The 18,774-nt window shown below is 39.7% G+C and carries 16 protein-coding genes and 2 tRNA genes; 11 read left to right on the forward strand and 7 right to left on the reverse strand.

The genetic code is table 11. From position 1 onward, the window contains the following. Nucleotides 1-24: 24 nt before the first annotated feature. From EMIN_RS03645 to hisC, 5 genes are all read right to left on the reverse strand, one after another. Complete coding sequence (locus EMIN_RS03645) at nucleotides 25-1,467, reverse strand: amino acid permease (RefSeq protein WP_012414878.1); 1,443 nt, start codon at nucleotides 1,465-1,467, stop codon at nucleotides 25-27. A 158-nt stretch (nucleotides 1,468-1,625) separates the two neighbouring features. Beyond that, a complete protein-coding gene (locus EMIN_RS03650) occupies nucleotides 1,626-2,858 on the reverse strand; it encodes a DUF1015 domain-containing protein (RefSeq protein WP_012414879.1) in 1,233 nt (410 codons plus the stop codon). After that, nucleotides 2,855-3,802, reverse strand: coding sequence for an NAD(P)-dependent oxidoreductase (locus EMIN_RS03655; protein WP_012414880.1), 948 nt, complete (start codon nucleotides 3,800-3,802; stop codon nucleotides 2,855-2,857). Before EMIN_RS03655 ends, EMIN_RS03650 begins: the two co-directional genes overlap by 4 nt. Before the next feature lies 1 nt (nucleotide 3,803). Beyond that, nucleotides 3,804-4,955, reverse strand: a complete 1,152-nt coding sequence (locus tag EMIN_RS03660; RefSeq protein WP_012414881.1) for an aminotransferase class V-fold PLP-dependent enzyme — start codon at nucleotides 4,953-4,955, stop codon at nucleotides 3,804-3,806. 18 nt (nucleotides 4,956-4,973) lie between these two features. Continuing rightward, the gene (hisC, locus tag EMIN_RS03665) at nucleotides 4,974-6,008 is read right to left on the reverse strand and encodes a histidinol-phosphate transaminase (protein ID WP_012414882.1); all 1,035 of its coding nucleotides are present in this window, start codon (nucleotides 6,006-6,008) and stop codon (nucleotides 4,974-4,976) included. Between the two features lie 74 nt (nucleotides 6,009-6,082). Here hisC and EMIN_RS03670 point away from each other — a divergent pair, with 74 nt between their 5' ends. The 7 genes from EMIN_RS03670 (at nucleotide 6,083) to EMIN_RS03700 (ending at nucleotide 12,503) form a co-directional block, all read left to right on the forward strand. Continuing rightward, the gene (locus EMIN_RS03670) at nucleotides 6,083-6,355 is read left to right on the forward strand and encodes a YerC/YecD family TrpR-related protein (RefSeq protein ID WP_012414883.1); all 273 of its coding nucleotides are present in this window, start codon (nucleotides 6,083-6,085) and stop codon (nucleotides 6,353-6,355) included. Then, nucleotides 6,352-7,239 carry an ATP phosphoribosyltransferase gene (gene hisG, locus EMIN_RS03675; protein WP_012414884.1) on the forward strand — a complete coding sequence of 296 codons (888 nt, stop codon included), beginning with the start codon at nucleotides 6,352-6,354 and terminating at the stop codon, nucleotides 7,237-7,239. The genes EMIN_RS03670 and hisG overlap by 4 nt, the downstream gene beginning before the upstream one ends. Before the next feature lies 1 nt (nucleotide 7,240). Continuing rightward, entirely contained in the window at nucleotides 7,241-8,530 is a 1,290-nt protein-coding gene (gene hisD, locus EMIN_RS03680) for a histidinol dehydrogenase (RefSeq protein WP_012414885.1), read from the forward strand. Then, on the forward strand, nucleotides 8,520-9,593 hold the full coding sequence (gene hisB, locus EMIN_RS03685) for a bifunctional histidinol-phosphatase/imidazoleglycerol-phosphate dehydratase HisB (RefSeq protein ID WP_012414886.1): 1,074 nt from the start codon (nucleotides 8,520-8,522) through the stop codon (nucleotides 9,591-9,593). Before hisD ends, hisB begins: the two co-directional genes overlap by 11 nt. After that, complete coding sequence (gene hisA, locus EMIN_RS03690; protein WP_012414887.1) at nucleotides 9,590-10,312, forward strand: 1-(5-phosphoribosyl)-5-[(5-phosphoribosylamino)methylideneamino]imidazole-4-carboxamide isomerase; 723 nt, start codon at nucleotides 9,590-9,592, stop codon at nucleotides 10,310-10,312. The genes hisB and hisA overlap by 4 nt, the downstream gene beginning before the upstream one ends. Beyond that, nucleotides 10,309-10,917: a bifunctional phosphoribosyl-AMP cyclohydrolase/phosphoribosyl-ATP diphosphatase HisIE gene (gene hisIE, locus EMIN_RS03695; RefSeq protein ID WP_012414888.1), complete on the forward strand. Its 609-nt coding sequence runs from the start codon at nucleotides 10,309-10,311 to the stop codon at nucleotides 10,915-10,917. Before hisA ends, hisIE begins: the two co-directional genes overlap by 4 nt. A gap of 98 nt (nucleotides 10,918-11,015) precedes the next feature. After that, complete coding sequence (locus EMIN_RS03700; protein WP_012414889.1) at nucleotides 11,016-12,503, forward strand: TM0106 family RecB-like putative nuclease; 1,488 nt, start codon at nucleotides 11,016-11,018, stop codon at nucleotides 12,501-12,503. 51 nt (nucleotides 12,504-12,554) lie between these two features. On the opposite strand, the gene EMIN_RS03705 is transcribed toward EMIN_RS03700, so the two are convergent. After that, the gene (locus tag EMIN_RS03705) at nucleotides 12,555-13,913 is read right to left on the reverse strand and encodes an acetate kinase (protein ID WP_012414890.1); all 1,359 of its coding nucleotides are present in this window, start codon (nucleotides 13,911-13,913) and stop codon (nucleotides 12,555-12,557) included. A 233-nt stretch (nucleotides 13,914-14,146) separates the two neighbouring features. Next, nucleotides 14,147-15,904 carry a DUF885 family protein gene (locus EMIN_RS03710; protein WP_012414891.1) on the reverse strand — a complete coding sequence of 586 codons (1,758 nt, stop codon included), beginning with the start codon at nucleotides 15,902-15,904 and terminating at the stop codon, nucleotides 14,147-14,149. 185 nt (nucleotides 15,905-16,089) lie between these two features. Between EMIN_RS03710 and EMIN_RS03715 the strand changes: the two genes are divergently transcribed. The 4 genes from EMIN_RS03715 (at nucleotide 16,090) to EMIN_RS03730 (ending at nucleotide 18,757) form a co-directional block, all read left to right on the forward strand. Next, nucleotides 16,090-16,162, forward strand: a tRNA-Lys gene (locus tag EMIN_RS03715). 92 nt (nucleotides 16,163-16,254) lie between these two features. After that, nucleotides 16,255-16,336 (forward strand) — tRNA-Leu (locus tag EMIN_RS03720). A 56-nt stretch (nucleotides 16,337-16,392) separates the two neighbouring features. Further along, nucleotides 16,393-17,673 carry a trigger factor gene (tig, locus tag EMIN_RS03725; protein WP_012414892.1) on the forward strand — a complete coding sequence of 427 codons (1,281 nt, stop codon included), beginning with the start codon at nucleotides 16,393-16,395 and terminating at the stop codon, nucleotides 17,671-17,673. 397 nt (nucleotides 17,674-18,070) lie between these two features. Next, entirely contained in the window at nucleotides 18,071-18,757 is a 687-nt protein-coding gene (locus EMIN_RS03730) for a hypothetical protein (protein ID WP_012414893.1), read from the forward strand. Nucleotides 18,758-18,774 lie beyond the last annotated feature (17 nt).

Genomic DNA, 18,774 nt, shown 5'->3' on the forward strand with positions numbered 1-18,774 from the left:
CGCGTATAGTACGGGGGTTATAAATTATTTTTTACTGCCTTTATAGCGGTAATGTAACCCGAAAGGTATTAAACTAAAGCCTATTGTGCCGAAAACAACTAAAGCTACGTAAATCTTCGGGCTGCTTACGGGAATATCCGAAGGAGGGAAGAAGGATACGCCCAAAGCAAATAATACAGCCGCCAACCCTACTAAAGCTATTAAAATACCGCCCGCTTTACCGCCGGGCATAGAATAGGGCCTTGGCATATCCGGCTTTTTGATTTTAAGATATATAGCTGCGATATACATCAATATATAAACAAACAAATAAAGCCCCGCCGTTACCGTTGTTATAAGAAAGAACGCCAGGTCAACGGAGTCCATAAAAATATAAACCGACATTAAAAGCGAAACTATTACCCCTTGCGTTAAAAGAATGTTTTTTTCAATACCGTTCTCATTTGTTTTGGCGAAAACTTTAGGCAGCATGCCGTCCTGGGCGGCTTTTAACATACCTCTGCTTGGGCCCGCCGTCCAAGATATAATACCCGCGAAAGAGCCGAAAGCCACAAGCAAAGCCATAATATTAAGAATCCATGAAGGCAGGTTAAAATTAGTGAAAATTATTTTAAACGCGTCCATAAGGCCGGCGGTTAAACCTATTTGTTTTTGCGGTATAACTGTTGCTATTGAAAGCGAGCCTAAAGAAAAAATAACAATACATAAAATAGAGGCAATTAATATAGCTATAGGAAACTGCGTTTTTGGTTTTTGCATTTTTGTTATGTTAATAGCGTGCACTTCCACACCGGCGAATAAAAGAACAAGGCCCGCTAAAAAGGCTATATCTCCCATACCTGTAACTTTAGGCAAAAATCTGGGTACAATCTGTCCAGCGTCATTTACGTAAGCTATAGCGTGGTGGACTTCAGAAGGATTAAGAAAGTGTATCGGGTGTCCTTTGGCTATCCAAACAATTGCTATTACAACTAAAACAATGCCGGGCAAGCAAGTGCCAAGCAAAAAACCCTGGTCAACGACTTTGGCTATTATAGCGTTGCCTTTAAAAGTTATTAATGTGGCTGTCCAATAAAGCAAAATGCCGGCTATCCCTATATAAAAACCGTTTTGGGCAAATTCGGGTTTTCCAAATGCGTAAGAAAGCGTAACACACACAAAACCTAAAATAACCGGGTACCATGTAACGTTTTGCGCCCATAAAAGCCAAATTTCCAAAAAACCCCATTTTTCACCAAAGGCCTCTTTAACCCAGGCATAAATGCCGCCTTCTTTATCACTTAAGGCGCTGCCAAGCTCGGCCGATATTAAAGCCGTAGGTATTAAAAATAATATTGAAGCAAAAGCTATAAAAAAGAATATGGTAAGTCCTTCCATAGCCATCATAGGCAGCCCGCGAAGGCTGATAACCGCGGCCCCTGTTAATAGGGTCATTTGCAGAGTGGTTAAAATTGTTTTGTTATTCATTTAAAGTTGCAGCCTCTTTATCTCAAAATACGGGCCGCGCTATGGCGGCCCGTTTAATATGTTTAAATTTTACTAAATTTTTTATTTTTCCAATTATAAAAAAAGTCCTATTTAACCTAAATTTTGGGACAGGGGGCCGGGGGCACTGTCCCAAAAGATTAATATTTATAAGTTAAAAGCCCGCTTCTTAATTTAGGCTCAAACCAGGTGCTTTTGGGGGGCATAACAAGGCCTGCGTCGGCCACTTTCATAAGTTCGTCCATAGAAGTTGGGAACATTGAAAACGCTGCCGAGTAGCCAAGCTCGTTAACATATTTTTCAAGCTCTGCTGTGCCTCTTATGCCGCCTATAAAATCAATGCGTTTGCTTGTTCTTGGGTCGTCAATACCTAAAACGGGACCCAGCAAATTATCCTGCAAAATGCTGACATCAAGGCATTTAATGGGGTCGGTTTCGTTAATAATATTTTCTTTAGCTTCAAGCGTGTACCACTGCCCTTTTAAATACATACCGAACTCGTGGCGATTTTGCGGTTTTTTAGTGTCAGTTTTGGTTACGGTAAAACATTTTTCAACTTCCGCCATAAACTGGTCCCGGCTTAAACCGTTAAAATCTTTAACCGCGCGGTTATAATCCATAATATAAAGTTGTTCAGCGGGGAAAACTACCGCTAAAAAGAAGTTGTAGTTTTCAAGCCCTGTATGTTTATGGTTTTCGACTCTTCTTAATTGGGCGGTATTATAAGCGCTGGCCGCCCTGTGGTGCCCGTCCGCTATATAGAGATTGGGAAGTTTGAAAAACTTGCCTTCTATATCAATAATATCTTTATCATCGCTTATTTTCCAAACGGTATGGCCTATGCCGTCATCAGCCGTAAAGTTATAAATAGGCGTTGTTTTGGCAATCCTTTCAATTACTTCGTTTAACTCTTTACTGTCTTTATAAGCAAGGAAAACGGGGCCCGTGGTAGCGCCCATGGTGTTGATATGGCGGGTGCGGTCAGCCTCTTTATCTTTGCGGGTAAATTCATGGCGTTTAATGCGGCCCGCCCCGTACTCAGCCGTGCTTGCCGCCACTACAAAGCCATACTGCTTTCTGCCGTCCATGGTTTGGGCGTATAAATAAAAGCAGGGTTTATCTTCTTGTATTAAAATGCCTTCGGAAATAAATTTTTCCAAATTTTCTTTACCTTTGGCGTAGACGCTTGGGTCATAAAGGTCCACATTCTCAGGTAAATCAATTTCAGGTTTTTCAACATGAAGAAATGAAAGCGGGTTGCCTTTGGCAATCTGTCTTGCTTCCTCGGAATTTATTACGTCGTAAGGGAAAGATGCTATAAGCTTTTCATCCTTATTAGGCCTTATCGCTTTAAAAGGTTTTACTGTAATCATTTGTTCACCTGGTGTAAAAAAGTTCCTTTATCGGCAAGTTCCTGCACAATTTGAACCGCTACTTCGGCCACAGCATCCTGCGCCTGCTCGGTTGAAGCGCCTATGTGGTGAGTGCCGTAAATATTAACGGCGGAAGTTACAGGGTCAACAAACTCTTTAGCGTCGGCCTTAGGTTCTTTTTCATAAACGTCTAAAGCGGCCCTTATGCCTTTTTCGGCGCAGGCTTTTATTAAAGCGTCTTCTTTAACAAGACCTCCGCGCGAAGTGTTTATAAAATAAGCGCCGGGTTTCATGGCTTCAAAAAACTTTTCATCGTAAAAATGTTTTGTTCCCGCTGTATTGGGCACATGTATTGTAATAATATCGGCTTTTTTAGCAAGGTCATACACATCGCTTACCATTTGAGCTAAGGGAGACTCTTTTACAAAAGGGTCAAAAGCTATAATTTTTAAACCAAAAGCCTGCGCGCGTTTTGCCACCTCACGCCCGATATGACCAAGGCCTATAATGCCCAACGTTCTGCCGTATAAACCTTTGGCTTTGCTGTATTCGGTTTTATTCCATTTGCCCGCTTTTAAGTCAATAATATTGTCAGGTATTCTCCTGTCTAAAGAAAGAATTAGACCCATGGCAAGCTCTGCCACCGCTATGGAGTTTGTGCCCGGGCAATTGCATACGGCAACGCCTTTTGTTTTAGCGTGGTTAATATCAATGGTGTCATAACCGGCGCCCGCGCGTATAACAAGCTTTAAAGAAGGCGCCGCATCAATGGCTGAGGCGTTAACCTTTGTGCTTCTTACAATAATTATTTCAGCCTGCTCTGTTTTTTGGGCTTCGGGTAAAGTATTTTCATCCAAAGCGGGGTTTAGAATAATCTCATGCCCTTTTTCTTTTAGAACTTCAACCCAATGTTTGGGGAATTTATCAGCTATTAAAATTTTCATACTATTTTCTAAGCTCCTTAACTACAAAATCTATTGTCTTGGCAAGTTTTTCAAACTGCTCCGTGCCGTTGATGTCAACAAACGGGAAACAAGCTATTCTAAGCGAATTATCCTCCACGCTGGAATATTTGCTTATACCGTCGGACAAGCAGCCTTTTCCACATTTTTTTATGGCTGAGGAAATGTCCGCGTCTTTTAATTTAGAGTCTGTTATTTTTAGTGTTAATGTGGTGTAGGAGCGGTTGTCCTCATCTTTTATTAAAGGTTCAAGATAATCTGTTTTAGCGGCAAAGTCTAAAACGGCTTTAGCGTGTTTGCGGCAAAGCTCGTCCATAGCTTTCAACCCGCCGTTTGCAAGCATCCATTTGGCTGCCTCGTTGGCAAGCCATATGTTAGTCGTGCTTGGGGTGTTAACCGTTTGGTATTTTTTTACCTTGGCAAGAGCTTCCTCAAACTGTAGTATATAAGGAATATTACGGCCTGAGGCTTTAATTTCCTCAGCCCTTTTAACAGCTTTGGGGCTTAAAATAATAACGCTTGTTCCGCCCGGCGCGCCAAAACATTTTTGCAAGGAAAATAACATAACGTCAAATTTGCCCGAGGGTAATAACCTACCCCCGGCGCAGGAAGTGCAGTCCCACGCTATAATAGTGTCCTCTCCTTTTTGGGCCCAGGCTTCTTCTAAATACTTATTGGAAATCTGCACGCCCATTGATGTTTCATTAGGGGTTAAAATAACCAGGCTTGCTTTGTAATCCGCCTTTTCTTTGGGAAAGTATTCGCCTTCGGCGGGTGATTTAAAATCTTTTTTAATATCGGACGGTAAAGCACCGGCTATTTTTTTTGCCCATAATTTGGAAAACGCGCCAAAAGATAAACCCGAAATAGAATTTTTTGTTAAATTCCATACAATCGCATCCATAGCAGGGGTGGCCCCGCCGTGGAAGAAAAATAATTCATAATCTTGCGGTATTTGCAAAAGGTTTTTAATGTTTTCCGTAGCTTCTTTATAAAGCCCTTGCGATAAGAGAGCTGACCTGTGGGATTTTTCAAAATATGTTTCGGACAAAGGCGTGTTTCTAAAGTCAGGGTGCCCCTGGCTGGGCCCGCAAGCGAAGGTAACGTCAGGCAGAATTTCATTAGGTATATTCATTTTTTCTCTCCTGTTATTTTAAGTGTATTGTTTAGCGGCTTTTAATAAACAGTTATTTTCTGTTTTATTGGAAACAGTTATTCTTATTCCGTACCTTGGAAAACAACGCACTACAATTTTATTTTTTAATAAATAATTAAAAAAATCAGCTTCTTTAGATATTTTAATAAATAAAAAGTTTGTTTGGCTGGGATATATATAGTTAATAAACGAAAGTTTTTTAAGTTCTTTTTTCATTCTTTCGCGTTCTTTTAAAATAATTTTTATATTACGCTTGTTTTTAGCCAGCTCTTTTGATGAGGTTAAAAGCTTAACCGCCGTTGAAATTGACCCGGCCGCCAAAGGATACGGGGGTACTACGGCGTTAAGAACAGTTGTTACTTCTTTTAAAGCTATGGCCGCGCCTACTCTGGCCCCTGCCATGGCGCACGCTTTAGACAGCGTTTTTAAAACTATTAAATTAGGATATTTATTTATATATTTGGTAAAGGAATCAGCTTTAGCGAAGTCTATGTAAGCCTCGTCAAGCACAACCATAGTTGTTTTTTTTGCGGATTTTATAACGGTTAAAATATCTTTTTGGTTAAATAAAACGCCAAGCGGAGCCGAAGGATTTGGAATAAAGCATACTTTAGGCTTTTTTGTTTTTATTGTTTTAATTATATTTTTTACATCAAGTTTTTCATCTTTTAAAGGAACTTCTAAAATTTTGGCGTTTTGCACTTTGGCGTATACGGAGTACATGCTAAAAGTCGGGGGACATATTAAAACGCTGTCTTTACCGGCGCGGCAAAAAACACGGATAATAAGATCTATGGCGTTGTCGCTGCCGGCGGTAACGGTAATGTTTTTTTCATTTGCCTTATAATAAGAAGCCAAAGCTTTAATTAATTTTGCGGGCCTTATCATAGGGTAGCGGTTGCACTCTGGCGCGAAGGGCAGGCAAAAAGGGTTTTCATTGGCGTTAAGGTATATTTTTTTATTATCAAAGTTATCGGCCGCGTAGGGCGAAAGGGCTAAAAGTTCTTTTCTTACCAAATTTAAAACGGACATAAAAAACCTCTTGACAAAAATGTATTAGTGTAGTACTATAGTAGTACATTAACACAAAGTTGTCAAGAGGTTTTATGAAAAAACATTTATCTTTATTTAAAGCGCTTTTACTGCTTAAAAATGAGAAAGAGGTTGAAAAATTTTTAAAAGATATCTGCACTCCTTCGGAGTTGCGTGATTTACAGGAACGCTGGCTTGTGGCTCAAATGCTTGAAGAGGGTGATTCCTACCGCGGCATTAATGAAGCCACGGGCATAAGCACCACAACGGTGGGCCGTGTGGCCAGGTTTTTAAACGATGAAAATTACGGCGGATATAAACTTATATTAGAGAGAGTAAAAAAGTGAAAAATAAAGAGACGAGATTAAACATAGCTTTACAAAAATCAGGCAGGCTTTCAGAAAAAAGTTTTGAACTTCTTTCCAAATGCGGTTTGGAGCTTGCGCAGGGGAAAAGAAGCCTTATATGCCGTTCGCAGGAACTTCCGGTAGATGTTTTACTTTTAAGAGATGACGACGTGCCCACCTTTGTTTCCGAAGGCGTGTGTGATATAGGCATTGTCGGGCAAAACGTGCTTTTAGAGGAAACTTTAGGCACTAAAGAAGGGGAAAATTTGGAAACTGTTATGGAGCTGGGCTTTTCGGGCTGCCGCCTTTCAATAGCGCTTCCTAAAGAAAAAGAATATAATTCTTTAGAGGATATTAAAGGTTGCAAACTGGCAACCACTTACCCTAAAATACTGCAAAACTTTTTAGATAAAAATAAAATTAACGCCATGGCTGTTAAAATGGAAGGTTCTGTTGAAATAGCGCCTTCTTTAGGCCTTGCCGACGGTATTTGCGATATAGTTTCCTCCGGCGCTACATTAGAAGCGCACGGTTTAGTTGAGGTGGAAAAAATATTCCAATCTCAAGCGGTGCTTGTGGGGCGCAAAAATATGAGCGTCGAAAAAAGAGCGATACTTGTAACTATTTTAGAACGTATTAAAGGCGTGAGAGCGGCGGCTAAAAGCAAATATGTTATGTTAAACGCGCCTAAATCTAAATTAAAAGATATCTGCGCTTTATTGCCTGGTTCCGAATCGCCCACAATAATACCTTTAGCTGATGAAAACAAAGTGGCCGTACACGCCGTTTGTTTGGAGCCTGTATTTTGGTCCACAATGGAATCGCTTAAATCGGCGGGCGCTACCAGCGTGCTTATTTTACCTATAGAAAAAATGCTTGTTTAATATGAAAATATATAATTATGCAACTTTAACTAAAAAAGAAATTAAAGCTTTGTCCGAGCGGTCTTATCTGATGCCTGAAAAATTAAAACAGGCTGTTTGGGAAACGGGCCTTCAGGTTATGAAAAGGGGGGATAAAGCTATAAAAGAATTAACCGCCGCTTTTGACGGCGTTACTCTTTCGTCCTTAAAAGTAAGCGTGAAAGAATTTAAACAAGCCGAAAAACTTGTAAGCAACGAGTTAAAAGACGCAATCAAAACAGCATCTGAAAATATAGCTAAATTCCATAAATCGCAGTTAAAAACAAAAGAGCCTGTTATAGAAACATCCAAAGGCATTGAATGCTGGCGTGAATTTAAGGCTTTGGGTACTGCGGGGCTTTATGTTCCGGGCGGCAGCGCGCCTTTATTTTCAACGGTGCTTATGCTTGCTGTGCCGGCTAAAATAGCAGGTTGTAAAAAAGTTTATATTTGCACGCCTCCTTGTAAAAACGGGCTTATAGCGCCGGAAATTTTGTTTGCCGCTAAAACCGCGGGAGTGGATGAGGTTTACAAAATAGGCGGCGCCCAGGCTGTTTTTGCCATGGCTTACGGCACCCAGACAGTGCCCAAGGCGGATAAAATTTTCGGCCCGGGCAACCAGTATGTAACGCAGGCCAAAATGGAAGTTTCTTCTTTTACGGCTATAGATATGCCCGCCGGCCCTTCAGAAGTGCTTATAATAGCGGAGGAAAGCACAAACGCCTCTTACGCGGCGGCCGACATTTTAAGCCAGGCGGAACACGGGCCTGATTCACAGGCTGTTTTAGCGTGTTCAAGCAAAAATAAAATAAAAGAAATTATAGCGGAAGTGGACGCCCAGCTTAAAAAATTGGGAAGAAAAAGCATTGCCGCTAAAGCTTTGGGCAAAAGCTTTATAATGCAAACCCGTAATACTAAAGAATCAGTCGAGTTTTCCAATATTTACGCGCCTGAGCATTTGATATTAAATTTTAAGGATTGGAAAAAATATTTAACTTCTGTTCAAAACGCGGGCTCTGTATTTTGCGGAACATTGGCTACAGAGTCTTTTGGCGATTACGCCAGCGGCACTAACCACACTTTACCGACATCGGGCTTCGCCAAAAGTTTTGGCGGATTAAATACACAAAGTTTCGGTAAATGGATTACTTACCAAACAGTTTCTGCCCAAGGCTTGCGCGGGCTTGGTAAAACGGTTGAAATTATGGCCGAGGCCGAAGGCCTTACGGCGCACAAAAACGCCGTTACTATAAGGATTGAAAATGAAAAATAAAAAAACGCTTTTTATTGACAGGGACGGCACCTTGATTTTTGAGCCGATTGCCACAAAGCAAATAAATTCGCTTGATGAAATGTTTTTTACAAAAGGCGTTATCAGCGCTTTAAAACGTTTTAAACAGGCGGGGTACAGCCTTGTTATCGTTACCAACCAGGACGCTTTGGGTACACCTGAAAACCCTCGTAAAGTATATGAGAACATTAATAATAAAATGTTCGCAATTTTTGCTTCCGAAGACATTTTTTTTAACGCTGTTTTAGAATGCCCGCATAATAAAACGGACGGCTGCGCCTGTCGTAAACCAAAAACTAAATTGGGCGTTAATTACATAAAAAATAATCCCGTGGATTTAGAAAATTCTTATATGATAGGGGATAGAGACACCGACGTTGAATTTGGTGAAAACCTTGGCATAAAAAGTTTTAAACTTACTAAAAAATTAGGCTGGGCGGAAATAGCGGGTGAAATTTTAGATAAGCCCCGCAAAGCCCAAGTTATAAGAAAAACCAAAGAAACAAACATAAAATTAAACCTTAATCTTGACGGTAAAGGACAAACAAAAAGTAATACGGGTATTGAATTTTTTGACCACTGCCTTGACCAGCTTGGCAAGCACGGCGGGTTTGATTTGCAAATAAAATGCAAAGGCGATTTATGCGTGGACGAACATCACACCGTTGAAGACACGGCGCTCGCGCTGGGGCAAGCCTTTAAAACGGCGCTCGGCGATAAGCGCGGTATAGAGCGTTATGCCTGGGAAAGAATTTTAGTTATGGATGACGCTAAAGTTGAAATAAGCATAGATATTTCAAACAGGCCTTACCTTGTTTTTAAAGGCAAGTTTGACCGTGAATACGCAGGCAAAATGCCCACGGAACTTGTGGAACACTTTTTTGAAAGTTTTGTGTCCGCCTCAGGCATTAATATGAATATAAAAATTGAGGGTAAAAACACCCACCATAAAATTGAGGCGTGCTTTAAAGCGTTTGCTAGAGTTTTGAGAGATGCCGTTAAAATAACAGGTACTAAAGTGTCCTCAACAAAGGGAATTTTATGATTATCTTTCCCGCCATTGATATTTTAGACGGCAAATGCGTACGTTTATTTAAAGGTGATTTTAATAAGACAACCGTTTATGAAAACGATCCAGTTAAAACGGCTAAAGACTTTGAGTCGCAAGGCTCAAAATATCTGCACATTGTGGATTTGGACGGGGCCAAAAACCCTTTAAACCGCCAGAGTGAAATAATAAAGCGTATAGCTCTGGAAACAGAATTAAATATTCAAACAGGCGGCGGTATCAGGAGTGAGGAACAAATAAAAGATTACCTTGATAACGGCGTATCAAGCGTTATTGTAGGCAGCATGGCCGCGGTTGAGCCTGAAAAGGCCAAAGGGTGGATAAAAACTTTCGGCAAAGAGCGCATAGTGCTTTCTTTAGATGTAAATATTGTTAATAATGAACCTTTTGTTGCAGCTTACGGCTGGCAGGGCAGCTCCGGCAAAAATCTGTTTGATCTTATAAACGGCTATACATTGCAAGGCCTGCGGGTTTTATGTACGGACATCAGCCGTGACGGCGCGCTCCAAGGCCCTAATATCGACTTATACAAAAATGTTTTAAACAAATGCCCTGGGGTTGAACTGCAAGCTTCAGGCGGCGTGGCCGGGCTAAATGATTTGATAAAACTTAAAGAAACGGGTGTTCACGGCGTAATAGTGGGCAAAGCGCTTTATGAGCGTAAATTTACATTAAGAGAGGCGTTATCAATATGACAGACGTAAATAAAGTTGATTTTAATAAATCCGGCGGTCTTGTTCCCGTTATAGTGCAAGACAATAAAACAATGCGGGTATTAATGTTAGGCTATATGAATAAAGAAGCGCTTGAACAAACTTTAAAAACAAAAAAAATAACATTCTTCAGCCGCAGTAAAAACAGACTTTGGATAAAAGGGGAAACCAGCGGCAATTTTTTAACGCTTGAAAGCATCAGCCAAGATTGCGATAACGATGCCCTTTTAGCGCGCGCCACGCCCTTGGGGCCGGTATGCCACACGGGGGAAACTTCCTGCTTTGGCGATGGTTCAGCCAACTCTTTAGCGTGGCTTTCAAAGTTAGAAGACGTAATTGAAAAGCGTAAAAAAGCGGACCCTAAAGAAAGTTACACAGCAAAACTTTTTGAAAGAGGCATAGAAAGAATAGCCCAAAAAGTGGGGGAAGAAGGCCTTGAAACGGCACTTGCCGCGGTAGCTCCGGCTAAAGCGGCGGAATTGCCGGGCGAAGCGGCGGATCTTATATTCCACCTTCTTGTTCTTTTAAATGCGAAAGGACTTAATCTCGCCGATATCTGCCAAGTTTTAGAACAAAGACATAAATAACCGAAATCCCCGCTTAAAGGCGGGGATTTTTAGCTCAAACTTTTAGCCGGTTTTTATAATTTTAGACAATCGTTATATAAAATTATAAAATATATAAAATGTCATTAGAAGAAAATTTATACAACACCTTTTCAGCCGGCCGCGCGCCTGATGAAAAAATTGATTTCCACGCGTCCAAAATGTTCTCTCTTCTGGAGGATCCTTTCGGCATATGGTGTGATTTTCACGCCCCGAGAGAAGCTTCCGTTTTTGAATCTAACCGTTATGAAAACCTTAAAGTCAGAACGGATAAATCTAACCGAGATTCGTGGATAACTCAAAACTTCCCTAACACTTTTTTTATCAAGGCCGACAATATAACAGAACGTTTTAAAGCCACCTTAGCCGCAATGGCAAGGGGTGAGGAAGCCATAGCCAGCGCTTCTTTATGGAATTTGCCCGAAAATGTTTTTTGCGGAGTAAACCTGCTTGTTAAAATACCCGGCGAGGAAAGCGTATTCGGCCCCTACCATTATAAAATAATTCAGTTAAAAAGAGCTCATGACATTAAAGACCATTACAGTTTGCAGGTATCTCTTTCAAACAAAATTTTATGGCAAATACAAGGCGTGTTTCCTACCTACGCCAGAGTTATTTTAAACGGTAAAGACGCTAAAATAAACTGCGTGCTTATGTCTGAGCGTCTTGAGCAGGAACTTGCAAAATGGCGCGGAATTAAAGACGGTACTTTTGAGCCTGAGCCGCACAAGCCGCCTAAAGCGGCCTCTTCACCGTGGAGGGTATACGCAAATAAAGTTGTTACCGAGCGTAAAGATTTGCTTATGTTGCCTCATTTAAGCGCCGCCATGAGAAATTTACTTAAAGAAGCGGGTTACAAAACTACCGATGACGTTGCCAATGCGGATTTAAATGTTTTAAAAACAATTTTAGAAGATCCTTGGGCAACGGAAAGCTATTACACTTCCATTGCTTACATGCATAATAAACCGGTTTTAAAAGAAGAAGGTGTTTTCCCGCCGCCGCGCAAAAAACATAATTTATATTTTGATTTTGAAGCCACGGAAACTTTTACCAAAGACAACGAGTCATTTGTCTATCTTATAGGTGTTTGGGATGCGGAGGAAAATAAATTTATAAGTTTTGTGGCTAAAAATAAAGAGGAAGAGGAAAAGATATTCTCTGATTTCTTTGACTATATAAAAGAACCGCAAGACACCATACTTTACCATTGGACTGAGTATGAAGTTAAAAAAATGCGTTCTTTGGCCTCAAAATACCCTGATATAGCGCAAAAGCTTAACGCCCTTGCCAATATGTGTCTGGACCTTAAAATCTTAATAGGAAAGGCTTTTTACCTGCCCAGTCCCAGTTTATCTTTAAAAGCGGCCGCGCCCGCGTTTGGATTTAACTGGCGCCAGGGCGATTGCGGCGCTATGGACAGCATGGTGTTTTATACCAACTGGTGTAAAACAGGCGACAACAATTTAATAGAAAAGGTTTTAATGTATAATGAGGACGACTGCAAAGCTATGATTTATTTAGACGAATACCTGCAAAAAATAGAAATTATTAAACCTGTTAAATAGACTTTATAATAATAAAAAGCCCCTCCAGAAAGAGGGGCTTTTTATTTGGTTTTATTTAACTAAGTTTTTTATATTTTCCGGCACATTGACAGCCGCTTTTAGCAAGAATGGCTTTTTGGCGATTTCTTTGGCAAAAAGCTCATCTCTTAATTTGTTGCGGTAGTTCTTATCTTCAAAGATATATGTGTATTTTGTGTGAACGTCATACCTGTTTTCAAGTATAGCCACAATATCCTCAACGCCTACAATTTCCTCATCGGTAGGAATAACAAAGGATTTTACCTTGCTGTTTGGTGCTGTAATTTCGCTTTCGGCGTTTTTGGTAAGGGCGGAAAAGTTTTTGTCATGATCATATTCAAGGCCCATATATTCAAGGTCTCTAAGCGCTTTTTCTCTTATTACCGGGCCTCTTTCACCTACGCCCGCTGTCCAAACAACGGCGTCAACACGGCCTAAAGCGGCGGCGTAAGCACCAATGTATTTTTTAATGCGGTAAGATTCCATATCTACCGCAAGTTGGCAGCGCTGGTCACCCGCTTCGGCGGCAAGCTCTACGTCACGTCTGTCCGCTGATTTGCCTGAAACGGCCAAAACGCCCGATCCTTTATTTAAAGTATTGTACATATCATCAGGTGATACACCTGTTTTAGACATTACATAAAAAGGAATAGCGGGGTCAATATCGCCTGATCTCGTGCCCATAACAAGGCCTTCAAGCGGGGTTAAACCCATGCTTGTGTCAAAGCATTTGCCTTCTTTAACAGCGGTTATGCTTGCGCCGTTGCCAATATGGCAGACAATAACGTTAACTTCATTTGATTTTTTGCCTAAAAGAACAGCAGCTCTTTTAGCGCAATATAAAACCGATGAACCGTGAAAGCCGTACCTTCTTACTTTTAAGTCCGTATACCATTCATACGGTAAAGCGTACATAAAAACATGGTCAGGCATTGTTTGGTGAAACGCGGTATCCATAATACAAATGTTTTTAACGCCGGGAATAATTTTTTGAGCCGCTTCTATACCCATAATGTGCGCAGGATTGTGAAGGGGGGCAAGGTCGGAAATTTCTTTAAGTTCTTTCATAACAGCGTCGTCAACAAGCACTGATTTTGCGAATTTGCCGCCGTGAACTATGCGGTGCCCAACAGCCGAAATAAGTTTAACATCATTTATAACGCCGTATTCTTTATTGATAAGGGTATCTACAACTAACTTAACGGCTTCCGTATGGTCTTTACATTCCTTTTCAAAAGAAACTTTATCTTTGCCGGGGCGTTCATGGGTAATCGCAGTGCCGGGCATTGTAACCCTTTCAACAAGGCCGGCGGCCAGACTTTCTTTTCGGGCCCAGTCGTAAACGCTGTAGCGTACGGATGAACTGCCGCAATTTAAAAACAATATTATCATTTACATTATCCTCTCTATTATATGGTAAAACTATACGTTATAAAACCGTGTAGATCCGCAGTTTTTATAAAAATTTGTAGGGAAAAACAGACGCATATGCCGCGAGCGGCCCTTAAATATATTCTAATTATATCAAAATAAGAAAACTCCCGCTCATACGCTTTTTATGTTTTTAACGGCTATTTTAATAAAAAAACAAACCCTTTGATTTTTTCAAAGGGTTTGTTTTAATGTTATAAATCAGCTGTTGGTTTATAGACTTTTAAGCCTGGCCTTTTCTCTTTTTTATATTCTTCCATAAGTTCTGAATCTAACATAGACAGCGGTATTTTACCTATGGTAAATATTTTATTATGGAAACTGGCCAAACTGAAATCTTTGCCGAATATGGTTTCATATTTTGAGCGCTGGCGTTTAATTTCCTCATAGGCGGCAAGCTCGGCAACTACTTGTCCGGGGTTAAAAGCTATTTGGCGTGTCATTATTTCCGCTTCCTCTTTCTTTATACCCTGGGAAACTATAAATAAAGCCGTTTCATCATAATCAAGCTGTTTTGTGTTATATTTTATATCGGCCAAGGCTTTTACCGCGCGCGCGTAATCTTCATAGGAGAGATACAAAGCATCTTCCTTAGAACTTAAATAGCCTACTTCAAAAGCCAAATGTTTTGCATATACGGCCCAGCCGTCAACCATAGCGTTTGACGCTAAAATACGTCTTATTGGTTTTGTGTCATAGGAATAAGAATAAAACATTTGTCTGCCGGGAACAACGCTTTCCGTTACAAGCATTTTTATTCTGCTCATGTTAAAGTTCTTATTTATATGGCTTGTTCTTGCCCTAGGGTTATCTTGCGGGGTGTAAATAAACAATGTCCCTATTAAATTATGTTCAATGCCGTAAGGAGGCAGAAACATATATACCGGGTTTAAGAATGACGGATACTGCGGCATATGGTTAACAAACACACGCATTTCCGAAGCGGGCAAAACGCCTTTCATGGCCTTGTTGGCGTTTTCAATTTCATCTCCCACCGTTTTTAAAAGATAGGGGTAATCGGGCGCCGTTTTATCTTTTGCTTCAATATTGTAAAAATCTTTTATTTCAGCTTTTTCTTTGCCGGTTATAGCGCTTATCATAAGAATAAGATTACTCTTACTTTTCTTTATTGCGGCTTCAGCTGTTTTGGTAAGTTCCTCGGGCGTTTTATCCAAATGCAGGCTGTTTTTTAACAAAATTCTGTAGTCTGAATCGTTTTTGTTTGTTACTTTTTTAGCGTTTTCGTTAAGCGCTTTGATATAGTTAAAAAACTCTCTCAAGGCGGCTTTCTTGGCGTTTAATAAAAGCTGGAGCTTAGTTCTGTCAACAGCGTCGTCGGCGTTTTTCTTTAAAAAATCTTCATAATCGGATATTGACGTATAAGCGGCGTAAGCTTTATTAATTGCCAAAGCGGACTCTGTTTTTGAAGCGGAGGGGATATTGTTAACCCCTGCTATAAAAACATCGGGCAGTTTTGTAAGCCTGGGTTGAACTTCTTTAAACTGTCTTATAGAGTTAATCTGCTTAAGCATTATGTCGTAAACAGCGTCCTGCGCCTCAAGATAATAAAGGGGGCTTGTTTCGAAAAGTCTTTTATTTAAAAGGTAGTTGTCAAAAGCCAATGTTCTTGAAATAATTTCATAGTCCGTTTTTTCGGAATGGGTTAATTTTTTCTTTTTAACTTTGCTTAATTTTACTTTTATCTGGGCTAAGGCGTCACGTCTCTGTCCGTCTGCTTTTTGGCTTCTTTCATCAAGCATAGTATTGGCTATTTCAAAACCTGCCCTGGTAGCTCTTTCAGGGTAAAGCGTTTCCAACATGACCATATAAGAATTAGTTATTTCAAAAAGAGCGTATTTGCCCATCATGCTGTTTATCTCTTTATCCAAATCAGCGGCAAACAAAGGAGCCCCTAAAAAAAATAAAACACAAAAATAAAAAATCTTTTTCATTATATCCACCTATTATATTGATAACATATAAAACATATACATTATTACAATTTTTTTACAAAAAAGAAAGTTTATCTCTATTTTAACAACTTAACAGAGGTTACTTATTGAAGCCAAATATATAAATAGAAATAGGACTTTTTTGAAATAGCGGATATTTTTTAGTATAATAAATACATCTGAAAGGGCTATTAGCTCAGTTGGTAGAGCAGACGCCTCTTAAGCGTAAGGTCACAGGTTCGAACCCTGTATAGCCCATATTCTTTCTTAAAACAATTAATAAGATTGAAGTTAAAATACCTCTTAGGATTTATATTGCGTGAGGGGAGAGACACTCTTCTCGGATTTTAGGACGGATGGCGGAATTGGTATACGCGTACGGCTTAGAACCGTATGGAGCAATCCTTGAGGGTTCAAGTCCCTCTCCGTCCATTTATTAAAAAGATTTAAGTATTTATATTAGTATCAAAGCAGCAATAGGAGATAAAATGGCTACGTTTACAAAGGCCGAAGCCGGTGAAGTCAAGGCCAAGCAGTTAAGCAAAGAAAATTGTGAAATCAAATTGAGCGTTGAAGCTAACGCTAAACTTGTAAATAAATGTTTTGAAGACGCGCTGGTGCAGGTTCAAAGCCGCGCGCAAATGCAAGGTTTTAGAGCGGGTAAAGTTCCTTTACAGCTTGTAAAACAGAATTTTCCTTCACATATTAAGGAAAGAGCGATAGATTTTATTATAAGAGCCGGCGTTGCCAAAGCTTTGGAAATTGAAAAAATAAACCCCGTAACGGTTCCTACGCTTACTAAAGCCGATTTTAACGCTTTGGAAGAATCCAAGCCCTTCTCTTTTGAATGTTTGGTTGAAGTAGCGCCTGAGTTTGAGCCTAAAAATTACACAGGCATAAAAATCGCCAAAAAGGCGGATACGGTTACCGATAAAGAAGTTGACGCCAGAATTCAAGAAATTCTTGAGCATAATTCCCGCTTGGAAGAAGACGCCGAAGGCGTTATCACGGACAATGTGTTCGCGGTAGTAGGTTATGACGCTATTAAAAACGGCGAAAAAGATTTTAAACTTTCAGCCGACAGTGAGCTTATTGATATGTCCGCCCCGCAGACTGTTGTCGGTTTAGCTGAAGCTGTTAAAGGCGCTAAAAAAGGCGATTTAAAAGAATTTACGGCTAAAGTAGGCGAGGATGACGTTACCTTTAAAGTAACAGTGCAGGAAATCAAAAAGAAAGTGCTTCCCGCGCTTGACGAAACGTTTGCCAAAGACATGGGTTTTGACTCAATAGACGCGCTTAAAACAAAAGTTAAAGAAACAATGGAAAAAGACGCTAAAGCCGACTCAGAAAGAGATGTCATAATTCAAATTGAAAACCAATTGGTAGAACATAACTCATTTGCGCTTCCCAAAGGTTTAGTTGAAGAGCAGCTTAACTCAACGGTTGACGGTTTCTTACAACGCTACGGCGGACAAAACGCTAAAGACATTCCCGCCGCGCAAAGAAAAGAACTTGCCGACAGAATGAGAGAAAACGTTGAAAAAGATTTAAGGATAGGCTACCTTGTACACGCCATAGCCAAAAAAGAAAATATTGAGGCTAACGAAGCGGACTGGCAAAAAGAACTGGATAAATCCTTAACGGAAAACAAGAAAGAAGAAGCCGCTAGAATCAAAGGGTTTTTCAAAGATAGAAAAGAACATATTCTTGCCACGATTACGGAAAGAAAAGTATTTGATTTCTTAAAAGAAAAAGCCGAAATTAAATAAATTTAAAGACTAAGCCGATTTAAGTTCCACTTAAATAAGGTATTAGTTTTTAACCTCAGGGGCCCGCGGAAGCGGGCCCTATTTTTATTGTGAAATAGCCTCTGCGTAATGCGGATAATATTTACTGTTTGTCAGCGCAAACATAAATGCTGTTAAAAAAAAAGAACTCCCAGGTATAATTCACTAGAGTTTTATTTCTTAACAGAATTTTTCTGCCTTAATAAAATCTTCCAAGAGCAGCGCGTGTGAAAAATAATTAAAAATAGTTATTAAAAAAATAGGCCCTTTGGCCCTTGCGTTCCAGGGATTGTTTAGTGTATACTATTATTGTTAGGTTATTCTAACTTTGATAAGCAACACTTAAATATGAATTTTAAATAAAAAAAGGAGTTACAAAATGAAGACATTATTAAAAGCAGTTTTTATCGCTTTATTTTGCGCGGTAGGTTTTGCAACCGCCCAAGCGGGGGACATTAAAATCGTTATAGAAGATAAAGCCCAAATACAAAAATTTATTAAAGACAACGATAAATTTTATTTCCTTACTGAATATAACTTTTGGAAAGGAACCGGTTCTGAATATATAAAAAGTTATATGTCTAAATATAATTTACAAGATAATGTTACATATAAAAATACTTTGGTTCAATGGGACGGCGCTTTTATAGCCCCTTCAGATATAAAACAGATTATAATTGAAAAAAAATCCAGCACGGCTTATAAAATGGAAACAAAAAAATCACATCGCCCAAAGTTATCAAACTTAAAAACTTATGATAAAGACTATTACAAAATTACCGTTATTTCAAATAATAACGATAAAAGGGAAGGAACCGTTTATTTATCAGATATTACGAATAATGCAGGCAAACCTGTTTTCGCCTATGATAACACTAACAAAGAAGAGGTTAAAAACCATTCTTTAACATATCCCGAAAGCATGGTTGTAAACGGCAATGATGTTAAAGTATCCTTAGATAATGCAGAAAAAGAACTTGAAAAAAAGCTTAAACGCAGCAATAAATCAATACTTGCGCAGAGAATGGCAGTAAGAAAAAAATACAATTTCAGCTTTTTTGATTAGTTTAAAAGCCCTCTTTG

The organism is Elusimicrobium minutum Pei191 (genome assembly GCF_000020145.1).
GTDB lineage: Bacteria > Elusimicrobiota > Elusimicrobia > Elusimicrobiales > Elusimicrobiaceae > Elusimicrobium > Elusimicrobium minutum.